Source organism: Priestia sp. FW507-14D1A, assembly GCF_058781295.1.
The window spans coordinates 1-16897 of record NZ_JBYSWQ010000010.1 but is presented as its reverse complement, the minus strand read 5'-3'; the positions used below and the strand labels follow the sequence as shown (position 1 = coordinate 16897).

Annotated in this window: 20 protein-coding genes and 3 pseudogenes; 15 read left to right on the top strand and 8 right to left on the bottom strand. The window is 34.7% G+C overall.

The window, feature by feature from the left end; genetic code table 11:
* Positions 1–108: 108 nt before the first annotated feature.
* Entirely contained in the window at positions 109–336 is a 228-nt protein-coding gene (locus tag AC3WJG_RS23790; protein WP_043981743.1) for a helix-turn-helix domain-containing protein, read from the bottom strand.
* A gap of 260 nt (positions 337–596) precedes the next feature.
* On the opposite strand from AC3WJG_RS23790, the gene AC3WJG_RS23785 reads away from it, so the two are divergent.
* The 3 genes from AC3WJG_RS23785 to AC3WJG_RS23775 all read left to right on the top strand — a co-directional run bounded on the left by AC3WJG_RS23785 (position 597) and on the right by AC3WJG_RS23775 (position 1613).
* Positions 597–1118, top strand: coding sequence for a hypothetical protein (locus tag AC3WJG_RS23785; protein ID WP_264388379.1), 522 nt, complete (start codon positions 597–599; stop codon positions 1116–1118).
* A complete protein-coding gene (locus AC3WJG_RS23780) occupies positions 1105–1269 on the top strand; it encodes a hypothetical protein (protein ID WP_264388378.1) in 165 nt (54 codons plus the stop codon). The genes AC3WJG_RS23785 and AC3WJG_RS23780 overlap by 14 nt, the downstream gene beginning before the upstream one ends.
* A gap of 212 nt (positions 1270–1481) precedes the next feature.
* Positions 1482–1613: a hypothetical protein gene (locus tag AC3WJG_RS23775; protein WP_264388377.1), complete on the top strand. Its 132-nt coding sequence runs from the start codon at positions 1482–1484 to the stop codon at positions 1611–1613.
* Positions 1614–1783: 170 nt separating this feature from the next.
* On the opposite strand, the pseudogene AC3WJG_RS23770 reads toward AC3WJG_RS23775, so the two are convergent.
* The 4 genes and pseudogenes from AC3WJG_RS23770 to AC3WJG_RS23755 form a co-directional block, all read right to left on the bottom strand.
* Positions 1784–2217 (bottom strand): annotated as a pseudogene (locus AC3WJG_RS23770) (RDD family protein).
* 133 nt (positions 2218–2350) lie between these two features.
* Positions 2351–2770, bottom strand: a complete 420-nt coding sequence (locus AC3WJG_RS23765) for a hypothetical protein (RefSeq protein WP_154974692.1) — start codon at positions 2768–2770, stop codon at positions 2351–2353.
* A 71-nt stretch (positions 2771–2841) separates the two neighbouring features.
* Entirely contained in the window at positions 2842–3336 is a 495-nt protein-coding gene (locus tag AC3WJG_RS23760) for an SMI1/KNR4 family protein (RefSeq protein WP_264388376.1), read from the bottom strand.
* 52 nt (positions 3337–3388) lie between these two features.
* Positions 3389–4168 (bottom strand): ParB N-terminal domain-containing protein, encoded by a 780-nt coding sequence (locus AC3WJG_RS23755; RefSeq protein WP_047752048.1) that lies wholly within the window; start codon positions 4166–4168, stop codon positions 3389–3391.
* A gap of 160 nt (positions 4169–4328) precedes the next feature.
* On the opposite strand from AC3WJG_RS23755, the pseudogene AC3WJG_RS23750 reads away from it, so the two are divergent.
* Positions 4329–4413: pseudogene (locus AC3WJG_RS23750) on the top strand.
* A 65-nt stretch (positions 4414–4478) separates the two neighbouring features.
* Here AC3WJG_RS23750 and AC3WJG_RS23745 read toward each other — a convergent pair.
* A complete protein-coding gene (locus AC3WJG_RS23745) occupies positions 4479–5780 on the bottom strand; it encodes a replication protein (RefSeq protein ID WP_492588656.1) in 1302 nt (433 codons plus the stop codon).
* Positions 5781–6299: 519 nt separating this feature from the next.
* Positions 6300–6866 carry a hypothetical protein gene (locus AC3WJG_RS23740; RefSeq protein ID WP_115652766.1) on the bottom strand — a complete coding sequence of 189 codons (567 nt, stop codon included), beginning with the start codon at positions 6864–6866 and terminating at the stop codon, positions 6300–6302.
* An 820-nt stretch (positions 6867–7686) separates the two neighbouring features.
* Here AC3WJG_RS23740 and AC3WJG_RS23735 point away from each other — a divergent pair.
* From AC3WJG_RS23735 to AC3WJG_RS23725, 3 genes are read left to right on the top strand one after another with little or no spacing between them, the layout of a single operon-like run.
* Positions 7687–8667 carry an alpha/beta hydrolase gene (locus AC3WJG_RS23735; RefSeq protein WP_492588654.1) on the top strand — a complete coding sequence of 327 codons (981 nt, stop codon included), beginning with the start codon at positions 7687–7689 and terminating at the stop codon, positions 8665–8667.
* A 7-nt stretch (positions 8668–8674) separates the two neighbouring features.
* Complete coding sequence (locus AC3WJG_RS23730) at positions 8675–10069, top strand: sensor histidine kinase (protein ID WP_226701723.1); 1395 nt, start codon at positions 8675–8677, stop codon at positions 10067–10069.
* Positions 10057–10644, top strand: a complete 588-nt coding sequence (locus AC3WJG_RS23725) for a response regulator (protein WP_492588652.1) — start codon at positions 10057–10059, stop codon at positions 10642–10644. The genes AC3WJG_RS23730 and AC3WJG_RS23725 overlap by 13 nt, the downstream gene beginning before the upstream one ends.
* Before the next feature lie 167 nt (positions 10645–10811).
* Here AC3WJG_RS23725 and AC3WJG_RS23720 read toward each other — a convergent pair whose 3' ends face one another.
* Positions 10812–11207 carry a helix-turn-helix transcriptional regulator gene (locus tag AC3WJG_RS23720; protein ID WP_047752052.1) on the bottom strand — a complete coding sequence of 132 codons (396 nt, stop codon included), beginning with the start codon at positions 11205–11207 and terminating at the stop codon, positions 10812–10814.
* A 147-nt stretch (positions 11208–11354) separates the two neighbouring features.
* Here AC3WJG_RS23720 and AC3WJG_RS23715 point away from each other — a divergent pair, with 147 nt between their 5' ends.
* From AC3WJG_RS23715 to AC3WJG_RS23680, 8 genes and pseudogenes are all read left to right on the top strand, one after another.
* Positions 11355–11570, top strand: coding sequence for a helix-turn-helix transcriptional regulator (locus AC3WJG_RS23715; protein ID WP_181170547.1), 216 nt, complete (start codon positions 11355–11357; stop codon positions 11568–11570).
* Between the two features lie 37 nt (positions 11571–11607).
* Positions 11608–11856, top strand: a complete 249-nt coding sequence (locus AC3WJG_RS23710) for a hypothetical protein (RefSeq protein WP_492588650.1) — start codon at positions 11608–11610, stop codon at positions 11854–11856.
* A gap of 482 nt (positions 11857–12338) precedes the next feature.
* Positions 12339–12803 (top strand): hypothetical protein, encoded by a 465-nt coding sequence (locus AC3WJG_RS23705; RefSeq protein WP_047752055.1) that lies wholly within the window; start codon positions 12339–12341, stop codon positions 12801–12803.
* Between the two features lie 28 nt (positions 12804–12831).
* A complete protein-coding gene (locus tag AC3WJG_RS23700) occupies positions 12832–13083 on the top strand; it encodes a hypothetical protein (protein WP_492588648.1) in 252 nt (83 codons plus the stop codon).
* A 21-nt stretch (positions 13084–13104) separates the two neighbouring features.
* On the top strand, positions 13105–13410 hold the full coding sequence (locus AC3WJG_RS23695; protein ID WP_047933325.1) for a hypothetical protein: 306 nt from the start codon (positions 13105–13107) through the stop codon (positions 13408–13410).
* A 67-nt stretch (positions 13411–13477) separates the two neighbouring features.
* Complete coding sequence (locus AC3WJG_RS23690) at positions 13478–14602, top strand: hypothetical protein (RefSeq protein WP_492588645.1); 1125 nt, start codon at positions 13478–13480, stop codon at positions 14600–14602.
* Positions 14603–14617: 15 nt separating this feature from the next.
* On the top strand, positions 14618–15127 hold the full coding sequence (locus AC3WJG_RS23685) for a hypothetical protein (protein WP_492588643.1): 510 nt from the start codon (positions 14618–14620) through the stop codon (positions 15125–15127).
* A pseudogene (locus AC3WJG_RS23680) lies at positions 15117–16829 on the top strand (VirD4-like conjugal transfer protein, CD1115 family); the annotation flags it as partial. The gene AC3WJG_RS23685 and the pseudogene AC3WJG_RS23680, both read left to right, overlap by 11 nt.
* Positions 16830–16897 lie beyond the last annotated feature (68 nt).

Here is a 16897-nt window from a genome sequence, read left to right as displayed (position 1 = left end):
CACAATGGACATAAAAAACCTACTTGCATAAGACCAAGTAGGCTTTTCTGCTACGTTAAAGCCGATAAATTTATGCATTGTTTCCAAGAGAATTATAATATTTTCTATCTACATATCAAAAAAATCATGTGCCTTTAAATTTGGATCTATTTTCCTTAAAGCTTTGAGTATTTTGGTCATAGTTCGCTGTGTAGGTGCATGTTCTACATTTCTCTTACAAAGTTCGCTAACAGTGGATCTACTAACCTTTGAAGTACTCGCTAACCATTGTTGCGAAATTCCTCTTTGATCTAACCATTTTCCTAATTTACTACGTTGCTTACCTAACCCAAACATATATAATCACCTTTTTAGTATCAGTCTTGTCCAAAAATTCGAAGTTTCATACACTTTTGAAGAAAATATCGGAATAGTGGACAAGTTATCACTCATATCATTTAGTAAGACGTCACCTCAAGACGTCAGGATAATCATCAGGAATGGAGCGAATCAAATGACAAAAGAATTAGCAATCTTGTTATTAAGTCGAAAAGACGTCTATTTAACGTCAGAAGGCAAACAGCTGTTAGAGGTCATTTTGAAAGAGAAAAACACGTATGAAGAAAAATAAGAAGGCCAAAAACCAAGTAGACACCTATCGACCAACTGTGCGGTATCATTCTATTTATCGTACATATGTAGATAGTCTTTTTCAGGCTACCGAGTTAGACCGAAATCAAATTATAAGATGTGCGCTCTTTACAGCAGCGCACAACCCCGTTTTCTTAGCATTGATGAATCAATATAAAATGAGTGACGTCCCTCTTCCCTCCTCTTCATGGGAACCTTCTTCCCACCAGTTATGGATGGAACAAGAGCCCAACATCGAAGAGAAGGGAGGAAGCAACCATGATGACCTTGAGCGAAAAGGAACGTATACAAGTGCTTTTACGTTACTTGGAACATCAACAGATGGCCAACCAATGTCAGGAGCAACTATTCAACTCAGCCAACAGTCCTCTAACCATGAAAAGACAGCACGCATTACAAGACGTCAGCAACCGATTGAGAGACGAACAAGGGAGATTCCTACCTTACAATTATCAAACAATGGAGGAATTAGACTTGATTTTAGATAAAGAATCCGAAATACAACGAAAACTTAAAATAGAGCCGATTGAAGGTTCTTATAATAGCTATGCGGTGAATGAAAGGGAAAAGAGGGATTGGAGTGGCAATATCTATTTGGGTTGTGTGGCAGCGATTTTAGCCATTGCCTTTTTTACCTGACGTCTTTTTAGAATAGTGTCGATATTTTGGGCATAAACATATAGCATGAATACAGTTAAGACCGCCTTATAAACTGATACATAATGGGCGGTCTTTGTTCTAAATATGATTAAAAACGTTTGGAAAATGAAAATGATTTCGGTAACGAAAAATAAAGAAATAGAGATATATTAAATGTATCTTTTTAGACTTGTGACATAGGAGGAATGTAGATGGAAAATAGCCCTCGTTTTGAAGAATTAGTTTCTGATTTTGAGAAATGTTTAAATCGACATTTAAATGACAAAGAAAAAGAATTACTTGCATGGATAGTGAAAAAAGAAAGTAATAAGTATGTTCAATAATCTATAGTTAACCTCTTCATATTTTAAAAAACTTTCTGATGTGTAGCTATCCTACCCATAACCGGTAGTTGCTACACAGAAAAACCTCCTACACCTTAATGTGTAGGAGGTTTGAATAGTCCCCAATAGTAGATTAGAAATAGAAGGTATTCGGCATTGTTGATTAAGTATTAATCTACCAATGCTTGTTTATCGTCTATTTCACCTGGTTTTGAATATGTAACATACGTGCCTGCCATCATATCATGAAGACTTCTTTTATCCTTACGGAAAACCACCATGAACACACTTACAATTAACGCAATACCTAATGTAATACCATAAACAATGCCGGCTACAAGAACTCTTAATAGCATTGCTCCGACTCCAAGTTTCTTTCCATTGACTTTGACAATTCTAACTCCAACAATTCGTTTACCTATAGTATATCCATACCATAATATAGGTACAGCAACTGCATAGATAAACCCTATGAGTGATGTAATGGGATCTTCACGATCAAAAGAAAGCCAATAAGCCCCAAAGGAATACTTACAATAATGCCATCTAATAGATTTCCTAATAGGCGTATCCAAAATCCTGCTGGTTTTATTACTTGATTCACTTTATATTTCTCCCCTTCTTATAAATTAACACTTTATCTACCTATATACCTCCTCAGATGAGGATAACAATTCCTAGTGTAATACTATACATAAGACTCCCTATGCAGAGATATAAAACCATAAATCCAAAGTCTACATCTCGTCAAGATTATAGTTAAATCGCTTGTACACCTTGTTTTTATGTTGTTGATTCATTTTCATAATGTTAATGATGACATGTTGCTCATTTTTCCAATGTACATCAACATCATGAATCATAGAAGGGTGAATTCCTTGGAGCTCCTTATACTGGTTAAGAGTACTTCCAGGTTGTCCGTAGTACATTCTAAGAGAATCAGCCTTTTGTTTTTGCTCATAATCAAAATAATCAGTGGTTTGTTTATACATCTTTTTTACTTCAACAATGTTTTGTTGATTAGGAGATGTGCTAGTTGTAAGTGAAACGCTTCGTATAATGTTTGGTTGTTGCTGACTTTTGTCTATAAAGTAATTCATCATAAACACGAGAGTAATAACTCCAACGGATAACATGATCCAAAGCCACTTTTTCATGTCGACACTTCCTCTTTTATGATTGAAAATCAAAATGAGTAGATGATCTCATTACGAAATAGCATTTTCTGCTATTTCGTATCCTTAGATAATAACATACTCAAAAACTCTTGGAAGGTCTCAGCAATCTTTGATGTAGCTGGATCACATTCATATGATTCTTCGTAGTCTAGGAAATCAACAGACGCATTGTTCTTATCGTAGTGAAAGTTCAAACATAAATAATCTCCCCATGCTAGCTTCGCAATTGGAATTAATTCAGATCCAATGAGATCTTCATCATAAAAATTCCGGACTTGTTCTCCTAAAGAAGTTTCACAGCAACCAATATCATACACACCATAAGGATGCTCACTGAAGTTTTTAATAATGCCCAAAAAACGTTCAATTTGACACCTCTTATTGATGATTGTTAGTGGTGTAGAATCTATTACTGTACATCCGTTATATTGTTTCAAGAATTCTTTATACGCATTGGGCAATTGGATACGAAAAGAAGCTTCTAATTTTGCAATGTCTTGATCCTCTGGTAATGGATAAATAATGCTTTCTTTCACAACTCTCATTGTTATCAATCTCCTTACAACGGATACAACGGATTAGCTTCAAGGAAATACATTATGACTTCTGATATTCATACATAACTGGAACTTTATCCATTTTAACGGTTTTGGCCACAATATAACGACGGTAACCATCTTTCAAGATATTCGATCCTTTTTCAATCGTTAATGGCTCATCGAGACGCCCTGTACGTTTCACAAAATCAATGACCTTTTGTGTTTTTTGAGGGTTTGGACGTGTCTTTAAGAACTCTTCAGGTACGATGATTTCGTCGAAACTTAGAAGATCTTGTGTCCCTTTTGGCTGATTTGTTATTTGTTTCTTTTGTGGCTCCACCTTTTTCTCTTGAACAGGTGTCTCCTTCACTTCTGTCTGTACTTTTTCAGCTTTCTTCTCTTCATTTGCTGCAGGTTGAGAAGTAGGTGCCGGTTTTTCTTCCTGTTTGGTAGCAGCAACTTCTTGTTGCGCTGCAGAAGCCTCTTGTTTGGCCTCTTTTTTATCGTTTGGTTCATTGCCTTCTTTGTCTTTCTTGTTCGGGAGAACGGTAATTTGGAAGCAGATTACACCTACTTCACCAGGGCATTCATCAATCGGAATGTCTAAAGTTGGTTCTCCTTGAATTAAGATTTTTTCTTGCATAATACTTTTTTTCGTGAGACCTGTTTTGTTAAAAGCCTTCTTTGCAACAAATACCGTGTACGAAATAAACGTACTCTTCTTCAAGCCTTTAGGCGCAGATGGTGATCCTTTTTCACGCATATCAAAGGCAACATACCTATCGTATTCTCGTAGTGGTCCTGTGGCTGATCCAGTTAACGTAATTTTATGTGGCATAATGTGCTCCTCCTGCGTAGATATAGATTTATTTATTATTTAGAACACTGTTCTAAATAAACATATCCTAATAATAATTTAGCTTCTAAGGGATTTCTTCATTTTTTACATTTTCTTCTGTTGTACATATAAACAAAGACTATGTGCATACTTGTAGTGTGGACTTGTAGCTCAATGGCAGAGCAGCCAGTCGTATTACACTATACAACTTTGGCATCTTGCAGGTTCAAATCCTGCCAAGTCTCTCTTAAAACACTGAATACGTTAGAAATAGTGAAAATCCTTGCTATGCTTTAACTATTTTTAAAAATTAAGAAGCTGGTTCCTTTAATTTAGCATATTGATGCAATAAGTCTTGCTCCTCAGGTGTTAATGCTTGTCTTAAATCTTGTTTCAGTTCCGCCATTTCTAATGAACTGTACGTAGAGCAATGTTCTTGCAGCAAGTATTCCTCTTCTGGTGTAAGTTCTTGCCCTAAGTCTTGCTTTAACTGAATCATTTCAAGCTGTTGTTCTAAAGATATTTCTACTTTCTTTGTACCCTTCTCTTGATCCTGCTCAGCCTCTAACCAATCAGGAACGATTTCTTTACGGATAATATGTTTTGGTATAAACAATTTTGTTGATGATTCTTCTTTATGTATAACTTCCTCATGAGTTGGATATACTGATGAATAATCCTGGTTTTTAGGATCAACTAACTGATAGAATTGGTTTTTCGCAATTTTATAGAGTAATTGGCACATATTATCTAAGGACAAAGAATGGCCTTTATGATTAGCTTCATGTACATATTTGTCTAATCCAACAATAGATGTATATGCAATTCCATGTATTTGCTCTTTTTCAATCATAATCTCTGTATCTCGTTTTACGGCTTTTGCAGCATTTTGAATGCGAGCATAAAAGTCTTTTAGTTGATGACCATACTTACCTGCATAGACTTGATTGACTTTCTTAGGAACACCTTTGATATAGGTAAATGACTGTGAAGCAGACATTAAATGATTATTTATATGATTTACAGGTAAATCAAGGTTAATAAAGGCACCAGGTAATTTATCGGCCTTTAGGCTTGGTGTATCAACGTTTTCGGCACTTTCTGGATACATCACAGGAAGCGTCACAGGAGTTGTCATTTCTTCTTGTTGGACTGTTTGTATACCTGTTGTATCATGGGCAAAAAAGATTTCTTCGCAAATGTGATTAAAGTTCTTATGGCTTTTAAGAATAAATACATAGCTATCAGGATGAGTACCTGTTGCATCTTCTTTAATGTAACGTGCTACAAGTATAAAAGGTGTAGCTTTTAACGACCGTACAAAACGAGAAACCGTACTTTTAGAAACTTTAAATTTCTTCATGAGCGTTTCAGAACGAATGGCTTGTATGCCTGTAGCCACTAGGTTATAGATGACATAATCGAGCATTTCCATTCTTTTTTTAGGAAATTCTTTATGTATGGCTGATTGATTCTGTTTATAGTGAGTACGAATTATTTCTAAAAACTCTTCTTTCTTTTTCCGAAGTGTAGATTTGTTCTTCCATAACCACTTAAACCGTCCGTTGAAGGTGTCTACATCTCTTAAATAGCAGGTTAATATTTTTGTCATTTGTTCATCTTCTCCTTTAAGGAACAAAAAAAGACACTGTTTCCCTGGAAAAAGGAAAACAATGTCTTGATTTTGATGAACTAAGCCCTTGAAATAGATAGCTATTTCATATAAAATAAAAGCATAAGTTTTATTTTATAGAAAACTAAATCTATTAACAAGAGACTTCGACAAGTGTTTTCCCTACCGCAATTAGGGGGAACGGTTTAAGTGTGTTGGTCGCACTACTTAAACAGTTGAAGTCTTTTTTCTATTCCGGTCATTTTTGTTAGTTTTATTATAGCGTTAATTAATCTTATAATTCAATAAAAATTAGTAATATATCTCAAAAGAATTCTTTTGAACTGTTTTTCTTGTAATAAATTTATTTTATTATACAATTCATTTTAAAAATTAAGGAGGGTCAAAAAAATAACCCTCCTCAATTTATTAAAAGTGTGTTATAATTCGTGCTTTTATAACTAAATTACAACATATAAATAACAGAAAGCTTCTACTATCCCTAGTAGAAGCTTTCTGTTATTTACCTATTAATTTTTCCCACCACGTTTTTTTCTTTTCTAACTCTGCACTAGCAGAAGCTTCTTCAATCATTTTTTTACTTTCAGACAATCCCTTCCTGAGTTCTCCTATCAACTCAGCGTCTTTTCTGTTTATCATTTGCTTCAGTTCTTGATTTGTTTGGCTAACTTTTTGTAACTCTTCTACTAATTTTTGGTTAAATTGCATCTGCTGTGTCATCTGTTGTTCTTGTTGTTGTAACATCTTTTTTATTTCACTTAGTTCATCATTTATAGAGATGGAACCTTTTTCTTCTTGATTTTTGACTGTAATAGTTATAGGAAGCCCATCACTTGCTAAATTATCGTTCACATCTTCTTTTAATAACCCCTCGCTATAGAGTTCACGGATTTTCTTTAATAGATCTAGCGATTCAATACTTATTTTATAACGTCTACCTTCTTTTTTGAAATTTAAAAACTGTTCATGATTAATTAGATACCTTTTTAATGTTTCAGGAGGAATGTTGGTATATTCAGATGCTTCTGGTACACCAATGAAGTTTACGCTTTCAGAATTATTCATGTAATCCACCACCATTTATTAGTATTTTATGTACGTTCACTCAGTTCACGGTCGTTCGTTTGTGGGTTTTGTGAAAGTTCACTCGATTCACAGTCATTCATTTACCTTATTTAATTATGTTCACTCAGTTCACGGTTATTTACCTGTTAAGTTTATGGGTGTTCACTCGATTCACAGCCATCTATTCATTTAATTTTATATGATTTCGATAAAAAATCAACAATTCCTGTTTGGAGTTTGTGTATATATCTTATTTTATGAGCTTTTATGACTTAAGTTAAACTTAAGTTATACTTAAATGAATGGGATGTATTTTGTGATGAATACATGGTGAACTTGTGGTGTAATTAGTTGAACTTGTTCTTTGATTATTTAAAAAGCAGTTGTTAAGTTTGATTTAAGTTTAACTAAAGGTGAACTTGTTGTTTTAGATGAAACCAATTTCTGTTCTGAAGCAACAGGTGGGGTTCTGCAATGAACTAATAACAGTTCATTATCTATTTTTAGAATGGGATTAAGGTGATTTCTATTAAAAATGTACAGAATGTCTACGGAGTTAGTGGAACATTTAAATTTGATTAAAGTGACAAAAAATCTTTTTTTATAAAAGTTAGGACTATAGGCTATCATATGATTAAAAAAATGGTAAAAAAATAGTTTTATTTATCTTAATGTCAACAAAAAGAGATTAATTGATTCTCGTACATTAAAAATAAAGGGATTGTTGATTCATGTAAATATAGTAGATAGTTTGATATCATGAGAAATAATGTAAAAAATAACATAAACATAAAGAATCGGCTGGGGGGGAGATATTAACTTGTTACTTTCAAAATTGATAGATTATTATGCTCTGTATGATTTGCATAAAGACCGAAGTAAAGAGAATCAATATCATATTGATTTTGATCATGCACCAACGAATATAGATAGAGATGTTTTTTTTGAAGTACCATCATCACTTGCAGATATTGATTTGAATATAACTTCTAAAGAAAATGGCTACAGCATAGGGGGATTTGGATTTGAAAGTTTGAGACCTTCTGGGGATCATCCCAATGATTACGTAAGAGGTGAGTCTTTCTTAAATGAAGTCGGAAATAAGCCTAATGTTATTTTTGTACATGGTTGGCGAATGAAAGGATTTGATAGGGTAAAGAAGATTTTTCATGATTCAATTATGAATAACTTAGGATGGAACATGTACTACTATACACTTCCTTACCATTTAGAACGTCAGCCAGAAGCATCACTTTACAGTGGAGAATTTATGGTTAGTGCCAATATTAATAGGACTGTTGAATCTACTAGGCAAGCAATCGTTGATTTAAGGGCTCTAATTCAATGGATGAAAAATAACAAACAAGGTCCCGTAATTATAATTGGTGTTAGTCTCGGTGGCTTTATCTCAAATTTAGTTGCTACACTTGAGTCAGAAATTGATGCATTAGTTTCTATATTTTATTCTAATCGTCTTAGTTATTCAATATGGAATACAATTCCTGGTAAGTATATAAGAAGGGACTTAGAGTCTCATGGAGTTAATTACAACGATCTAGTAAAGTATTGGGAATTAGTCGAGCCAAATCAAGCACTTCCAAAAATTAATAAAGAAAATATACTACTAATTTCTGCTAAACATGATCAGTACGTTCATATCCAAGATGCAGATCTGTTGTGGGAGTCTTGGGGTAAACCTACACGTTATGTCTACAATTGTGGGCATGCAGGAATAGTACTTAAACGAAAAAAAATTGAAAAGGATACCATTTCGTTTCTACAAAATAAGCTAAAGAGGTAATGGACATATGTTTATGTTTATAATGGTGGCTTTACTGTGGTTAATGAGTTCAATTCTTTTTTTTAGAAATCCTCAAAATGAGAAAATTAGATGGGCAAGTGTTATAGGATTTTGTGGAGGTTTTGGAGGTATAGGAGCCTTACTAGGAAAAGGGATACATCGGCCAGAATGGGTATTACATTTGGATGGGATATTTACATCGATAGGACACTATTTCACACCATATGGTATGTTGATTTTTGGAATAGTTTATTCGGATGCAATTGGTAATGTAAGAAAGAGAAATATATTAAAGGTACTCTTACTAATTCCGATTTTTATTATGTATCTTATGTTTCAAGTATATCCAGAGTTTAAAGTTGATTTCCGTATTTTAGCAATTTGGGTAGTACCATATGTAATAGTAGCTAATATTTTATTGATATACGCCGCATGGCGAGAAGATCGTCCAATTATTAAGAGAAGAAAAATACTGACTTGTGTATTTGTAGTCCCAATGTTTACATTTGCGCTGACCACAAATATTATCTTAGAAGCGTTGGGGATTGTGGGCGTATGGCATTATAATCCTTGGATTATAGTAATTCAATTTCTTGTTTTTGTTTACTTTGGAGTTAAATATGGAATTCTTGGAGTGCGGATTAGGTTTGAAAAGGAAATGCGTGATTCCACAATGAAAGCAGCGCGTTCCGGTACAGCGTTGTTCAACCATACAATAAAAAATGAAATAGCTAAAATTGATTTATTAGTGAATCAGATTAAAGAACAAATGCCACCTGAAGAAAGGTCTGCTGAAAATCTAGGGTTAGTTTTAAATTCAACAAATCACGTTTTAGAACTTTCAAGGCGTATTCAAAGTAAGATAGACGTTATAAACCTTAAAGAATCTGAATTTTCCCTCAGAGAAAGTATAGATTCAGCAATTAACTTGCTTAAACCTTATTTAAATATGCATCCTGATATCACAATCATTAAACAATATGAAGTCGATGCTATAGTATTTGGTGATACTGAGCAATTACAAGAAACTTATTTAAATATAATCAAAAATGCCAGTGAAGCAATGAATGGTCAAGGTGTAATTTTAATAAAAGTCTACAAGACTCGAAAAAAGATTCATATTGACTTTATAGATGAGGGTAAAGGAATCGAAAAAGATGAGCTTACTCATGTATTAGATCCATTTTATTCAACTAAACATAATCAAACAAATTTTGGACTTGGTTTAACCTACTGTTACAATGTCCTCAAAAAACATGGTGGCGATATTTTAGTGAAAAGTAAGGTCAAAAAAGGAACGACTTTTACATTAACTTTGCCTTCTAAGAGAATTATTGAATTTAGGGTAAATGAACAATTTAATTCTAAACTAATAGGAGAGAATAACCTATGGACAAAATAAAATTAATGATTGTAGAAGATGATCCTGTTTGGATGAAATGTATAAGTGATTATATAGAAAAAGAGAACGATATTACTGTTGTTAAACAAGCTTACAATAAAGAGGAAGCCTTACAAGTTGATTATAATAATATTGATGTAGTTTTATTGGATTTAACGTTATTAAAAGATGAGGGTGATGAAGAAAACCTGAATGGTTTAGAAGTCGCTAGGCACTTATATGAAAAAGGTTTAAAGAAAATCATTATGTTAACATCTTGGGATGAAAAGGATATTATACTTGAATGCTTTGATACAGGTGTTGTTAACTACATAACAAAAACGTCTTATAGAGATATTCCTAACGCTATTAGAGAAGCATTCAGAGGGAAAGTTAGTCTCCATGCTGATGTTACAAATGTATTAGTTGGAGAGTTAAGGAAAGAAAGAAAAATAAAGATATTAACACCAACTGAACGTGAAGTTTATAGCTTAAGGGAACAAGGGTTAAATAAATCACAAATTGCTGACAAATTATATAAATCTGTCGAAACAATAAAAAGACAATTACGAATTATAAAAAGCAAAATGCAGTAAGGAGTTAGTTTGTAGCTAATATTCACATTGCATTTTGCTTTTTTTTGTTATGTTTTCAAGAACTATAATCTATAGAGAAAACTATAAATTTTACCACGATTATAACCGTTTGAGGAGGGGTATTTTTTTGACCCTCCTCCAAACGGTTATAATCTTCTAACATATATTTATAACTTATTATTCATTAACGAGTTAAGTAAAGATTTTAAGGATTCTCTGTCGGACTGTGGTAATCGATTAACTTTCAAAAGTATATCTGTAAGTAACCTAACTTCGTCAGAAGACAAAGAGCTAATTAAATTTGTAAGTTGGCTTATTTCAGGAGTATAAGAGGCATCTGTTTTTTCTTTAGAAGCACTTATAGGCAAAACATCGTTAAGCGTGACACCAAGAGCGTTGCAAATTTTGGCTAAGGATTCGACCTGAATAGATCGAGTACCTCGTTCTATTTCACTAATGGTACTTTGTGAAGTTCCAGATAAAGAACCTAATTCCATAGTGGTAAGTTTCATTGACTTTCTATATTCCTTAATTTTCATACCCATATATTTCTTGATATCCATTGCACTTCATCCTTATAAAATATTTGTATTTAGATTTATCTTATCAGAAAAAATTCGTAAATAATAAAAACCCAAAAATATTTGCAAAAAAATTATCTTTAATCTGTTTACAAATTATATATTATCGAATATAATGTGCTCAAGGAGGTGCTGGAAATAAAGACCATACGAGAAAAGAGGTTAGAGAAGAAATGGAGCCAAACTTATTTATCTCAGTTATCAGGAGTCCCGCAACCAACTATTTCTCAAATTGAAAATGGGACTCGTCAATATCCAACGTTTGAAAATATGAAGAAAATCGCAGAGGCATTGGATCTTAGATTAGAAGATATTTTCTTACCAGGTCAGAAGGATATGAACTAAGTTTTTAAATACTTAACAGCTTAAAGGGGCGATGAACATGGAAGCACAAAAGCGACTAGCATTCTATGATATATCAGATGCACGGGCGAAAAGTGCCAAAACCTTTGATGGAAAGTTGTATACGTTAAAAGGAGGGGTAGCTGTAGAAAAAGGAACGGGCGATGTCAAACGTATAGCTGATATTTATTATGAAGTACGCTCAGTAATGGATCAGGCTCATACCATCGTCGCTAAGCGCAGAAAGAAAGATGAGGAATTGAAGGAAGTTTTACAAAAGACCTGCTAGTTCTTAGATGCAGCATACAAGCGATTTTGAAACGTGCCGAGAGCACGAGAAGTGGTACCTTGATAATTTTATATTGCGTGCCTCCCCTAAACGGATCACAAGGGGGTTAAGGTATACGATAACGAAAAGGTTCGATGAGTGCGTCCTAAAACTCATCGGTGATCTAGCAACAAAACAGTGACGGTGTATCCATGATCTGTAAAGAGTGATGACGTGAGGGTAACTCCGAAGAAGCGACAACACTCCAAACAGTAGATACACGAGGTTCTTCGTACATGCCGAAAACGTTGTGCATTATTGGGCTTAGTGAAAACTATGCATGCCAATATAGGGTTTGCCCTTCCAGCCAGAAACGGGTATATATTTCCTTTCATAACCTTGAAAAGACAGAGATGATCGCTAAACCTATGGTAAAATATGACTCTCGGTAGGTTTCAGAATCGCTTGTTATGTCTGAATATTAAGAACAAAGGAGAATGGTTATGAAAAACAAAAAATGGTTACTTTCTGCTGTAGCAGGAATCGTTGTGGCTCTAGGAATAGGCACAGCGTTTGTCTCTTCCTACAATTCAAGTGAAGTGAAAGGAAATGGTGAACTAGAAGAATTAAGTCCTCTTCAAATGAAGAAATTTATGAAAGAAGATGGTACAGGATTTGTTCTATATTCTTTTAATGCAAACAAACGAGAAGTAAATATGAATGAGGTGAAAAAAGCTTTAAAGGAAAATGAAGTTGACGGAAAAGAGTTAAATAGTAATCATCCTCAATACGATCACACGAAAAACCAAATGGACTATGGTTTAAGTCAGGATGGGGAAACACTTGCTGTTTATAAGAAAGGGAAGTTAAAACAACAGATTGATTTAGATGAATATGACTCATCTCAACTAGGAACTGAACTTTCTCATTTTATTGAAACCTCAAAAGAACTGTATTTCGAAGAATAAGAGATTTGTTTTGAAAGGTGGTGGTATCTTGACGATCTCCCAAAAGGAATTAAAGAAGTCCAAAGACCTCGTGGAAAAGTTGCTAAAAGTGAATGGAAACAAATACAATGACTGGCTACATCAGCAGCACCAACAGTTTATTGAAGAAAATCAAGATTTGATTCTTCAAGCATTAAGTGCTTTTACAGGTGAAGAAGAGGAGGAGGAGGAAAAAAACGAACCGAAATCAGCTGAATCAGTTCCTGTAAGACCACAAAGCATTCCAGTAACACAAAACTAACGAAAAAGAGGAGTGAAATACATGTTAGATTTATTGAATAGTGTTGATGTGACACAGTTAACTTCGCATTTAACCCTTGGGGCGGCTGATGGCATGAATGGCCTCATCGAAAGTGGAAAGTCCATTATTAAATGGATGCAGCGTATTGCAATGGTTGCCGCAGCTCTTGCCTTTTGTGTAGGAGGCTATCACTTAATTTTAGGTGGAGAACGAGGTCGTCATAAATGTATCGCATGGTTTGTTGGTGGCGCAGTTGGGTTAGTGGTTGTCATGGGTGCTTATGCATTAGCTGAAGGTGTTAATACAAATATCCGATTCGGAAGCTAAGAAAGCTATACAGTTGATTGTATAGCTTTTTTCTATGCTCATTTTTAGACGAAAGGAATGGAGAAACATGCTGTCTGTCATGTTTATAAAAAGTGAGACAAAAGAGTTAAAGCCATTTCAAAAGTTATCGATTCCAGAAGCATGCGAGATAACAGAAACAGTAGAAACACAGTATCGACGTACTAGAAAAAAGGCTCATGCTGATTTCTTTATCCTCGATGAAGAAGATCAAGAGGTATATGCAGGAACATTGTCTATTGGATCGGGGCATGCTCGGCATGTAGTCGATCATATTAAGAAAAAGTTAAGCTCTTTAAAAATGGACGATATACAGGAAGCTCGAAAGAGAAGTTTTCTTGAACAATTGGAAGAGGAAGTACCGGACCATCTGAAAACAACAGATGGTTCTTTTTCTTTAGAGGAAGAAACAGAGAATCATATGCAAACAACTCAAACACCTGTACTTTCTACTCGTAATCGAAGGTTGATTTATGGAGGAGGGATTTTATCCCTTCTTATCCTTTCAGCAACGTGTTTTTCGACGGTAGCTACTTCTCAAGATCGAGCTGAAACCATTCAAGATTTACAAAAACAAGTCAAACTCGAACAAAAAATAACAGGGACATATGAAAGGGCGCTCTTAGGGGATTCACAAGGGGCTTTAAAACAGCTTTCTTCTATTGATGAACAAAGCCTTACAAAAGAACAGAAAAACGTCTATATGAGCCTTCTCGTCGATCAAAAAAAGTATGAGGAAGCTGTTAAGCTTCAAGGAAACCATCCAGAAGCAGTGGAAAGTATGATTTCAAAAAAGGGAGATGTACAGGCGTTAAAAGAGTTTCAACAAACGTTTCCTTCTCCAAATGGAGCGTTTGATCTTGCCTATCACGAACAACGATGGGAAGATATGATGCGCCAATCAGGAGTAGAGATGACCGATAAACGATATGAAATGAAGGCTTATGCATACCTGAAGCTAGATAAAGTGAAGGAGGCCAAAGAAGCAGCAGCACATATTCAAAGCCAAGACTTGAATCAAAAAATAGAAACCTACGAAAAAACGAAAAAAGATATAGAAGAAACGAAAAAACAAGTGGAGGAAGAGAACAAGAAAGACAAAAAAGATGAAAACAAAATTAAGTCGTTAACGGATCAGCAGAAGAAACAAGAAGAAGCTTTAAAGAATTTATAAGAAAGGATGGATAGGATGTATATACAAACAAAAGTAAAAAACCAGAAGCAAGCCTTTGTCGTAGGGGTTGAGTACTATGAAGAAGATTTATTTTTGGAAATCGAATTAGGCTCGTTTTACACGACTCAACTCCATGCCCAACGTATTGCGAACAGTGTTCAAAATGTCATCCTTTTAGAAAATCAGATTGTACTTATCTTTAAAAATGCCGATTCAATCACTCTTACAGATGATTTTCTGAAATATGCGTTCAAGTTTCGATTATGCACGAAACCAACTATGCCTCCTCTTGATATCTCCAAGCTCACTCAACAAGAAAAAGACGACTTAGTTTATAATGAAGCCTATATGGTGACAGAAGAGGATATGAAAGAGGTACAATGGAACATTAACACGGCTTTTCGTTACCTTCAGTATAAGTATGAGGCAAGAGATCAAACCTTCTTTTCTCTTTCATCGAGTGCCTATTATGTCATTCCTACTTCTGAAGAAATTGACCAGGAGGGAATGAGAAATGCAACCTAATAAATCCATCAAATATGTGGTCGCTGAAAAACAAGTACTTATTCCTTTAAGTGCTTGTTTTTTTGTGTCTATTCTTCTCATCTTGAACTTTCTGTTTAACTTGATGCGAAATCTTGTTCAAACAACGTTTAGCGATGTATTTGAACCGCAGCCTTTTCATTTGGACACATCTTTTTTGACAGAGATTCATCTTCAACAATACGCGCCTTTATATGGAGCGATGTGTTTAGTAGCTGCCTTATTAACGGCAAAATTTGCTTACAACATTCGATCTAACTTTAAAGATTTAAACCACAATCAGAAAGGGTCGGGACGCTTTACAACAAGACGTGAACTAAAAAAGCAATATCGAAAAGTACCTGAAAAAACGACAACGTATCAAGGTGGAGGCGGTGTACCTGTTTCACGTATTCAAACCTATGACCTCATTCAAACATGGAAAGAGTACAAAGCTTTAAAGGGAATACAGAAGCTTCTCCACACACATCGATTCTTTACGAAGAAAAGCTACATGCTGATTGATGACACACCCGTTAATAATTTAATCATTGGTATTACACGATCAGGAAAAGGGGAAACCTTTGTTTTTCCAACGATTGATATCTACTCAAGAGCTGAAAAACAGCCTTCCCTAGTCTGTAACGATCCAAAGGGGGAGTTGCTTGCTGCTTCTAAAAACACGTTAGAGGAAAGAGGCTATCATGTTGAGGTTCTAAACTTACTTAATCCATTAGAATCGATGAGCTATAACCTGTTAGAAATGATAAAAGAAACGTATAAAGATGGTGATTATTCAACAGCTCAAGCGTTATGTAACACGTTATCGTATACGCTTTATTACAATCCAAATGCCAAAGATCCATTCTGGCAACAATGTGCCATGAGTTTATGTAACGCCATGATTCTAGCTGTAACAGATAAGTGTATTAAGGAAAAGGAAGAAAATAAAATCACGATGTACACGGTGGCGAATATGTTATCGGAGTTAGGCTCGAAAGAGGTTGTGATTAATAAAAAAGGAGATACTCAAAATGCGTTAGACTTGTACTTTGATGGGCTGCCAACAGAGAGTGTCGCCAAAATGCAGTATGCGACTTCAAACTTCTCAAAAGGTACGACAAGAGGAGGAATCTTCACTCAAACGATGAATGGATTATCCATTTTTACGTTTGATGAAATCGCCAAGATGACCTCTAAAAACAGCGTCGATTTGAAGCGTGTGGGCTTTGGAAAAACAATCAAAGGAAAAGCAGCACCTCTTACTCGCTTAGAAATGACCTTTCCAGATGGTCAAAAAGAAACCATTAAAACCGATGCCAAAGGGTTGTTTGAAGTCAACTTTACAAGTGAAGTAAAGCAGAATGATGAAATTATATTAACGGAAAAGTTCAGTGATAAAATTGTTACTTCATCAAGGCTTGAAACCGTTATATCGATTAATAGGATTACAAGGGAAACAGGAGCTACGACGTTTACAGTGAAAAAGAAACATCCAAGTATTCATGTAAAAGAAGTGACATGTTTTACAAAACCAATCGCTATTTTCATGGTCACACCGGATTATGATTCTAGTAATCACGTTATTGCCTCCATTTTTGTTCGTCAGTTGTATTATATACTTGCCAAAAACGCTTCATTAGCGAAAGGAAACAAGTGTCATCGAGAAGTCATTTTTTTACTCGATGAGTTCGGAGTGCGCCCATACGGGCATATAGAGAATCTCCTTAGACAAGAGATGGGAGTCTGCGCTTAACCCATTTACCACCTTGC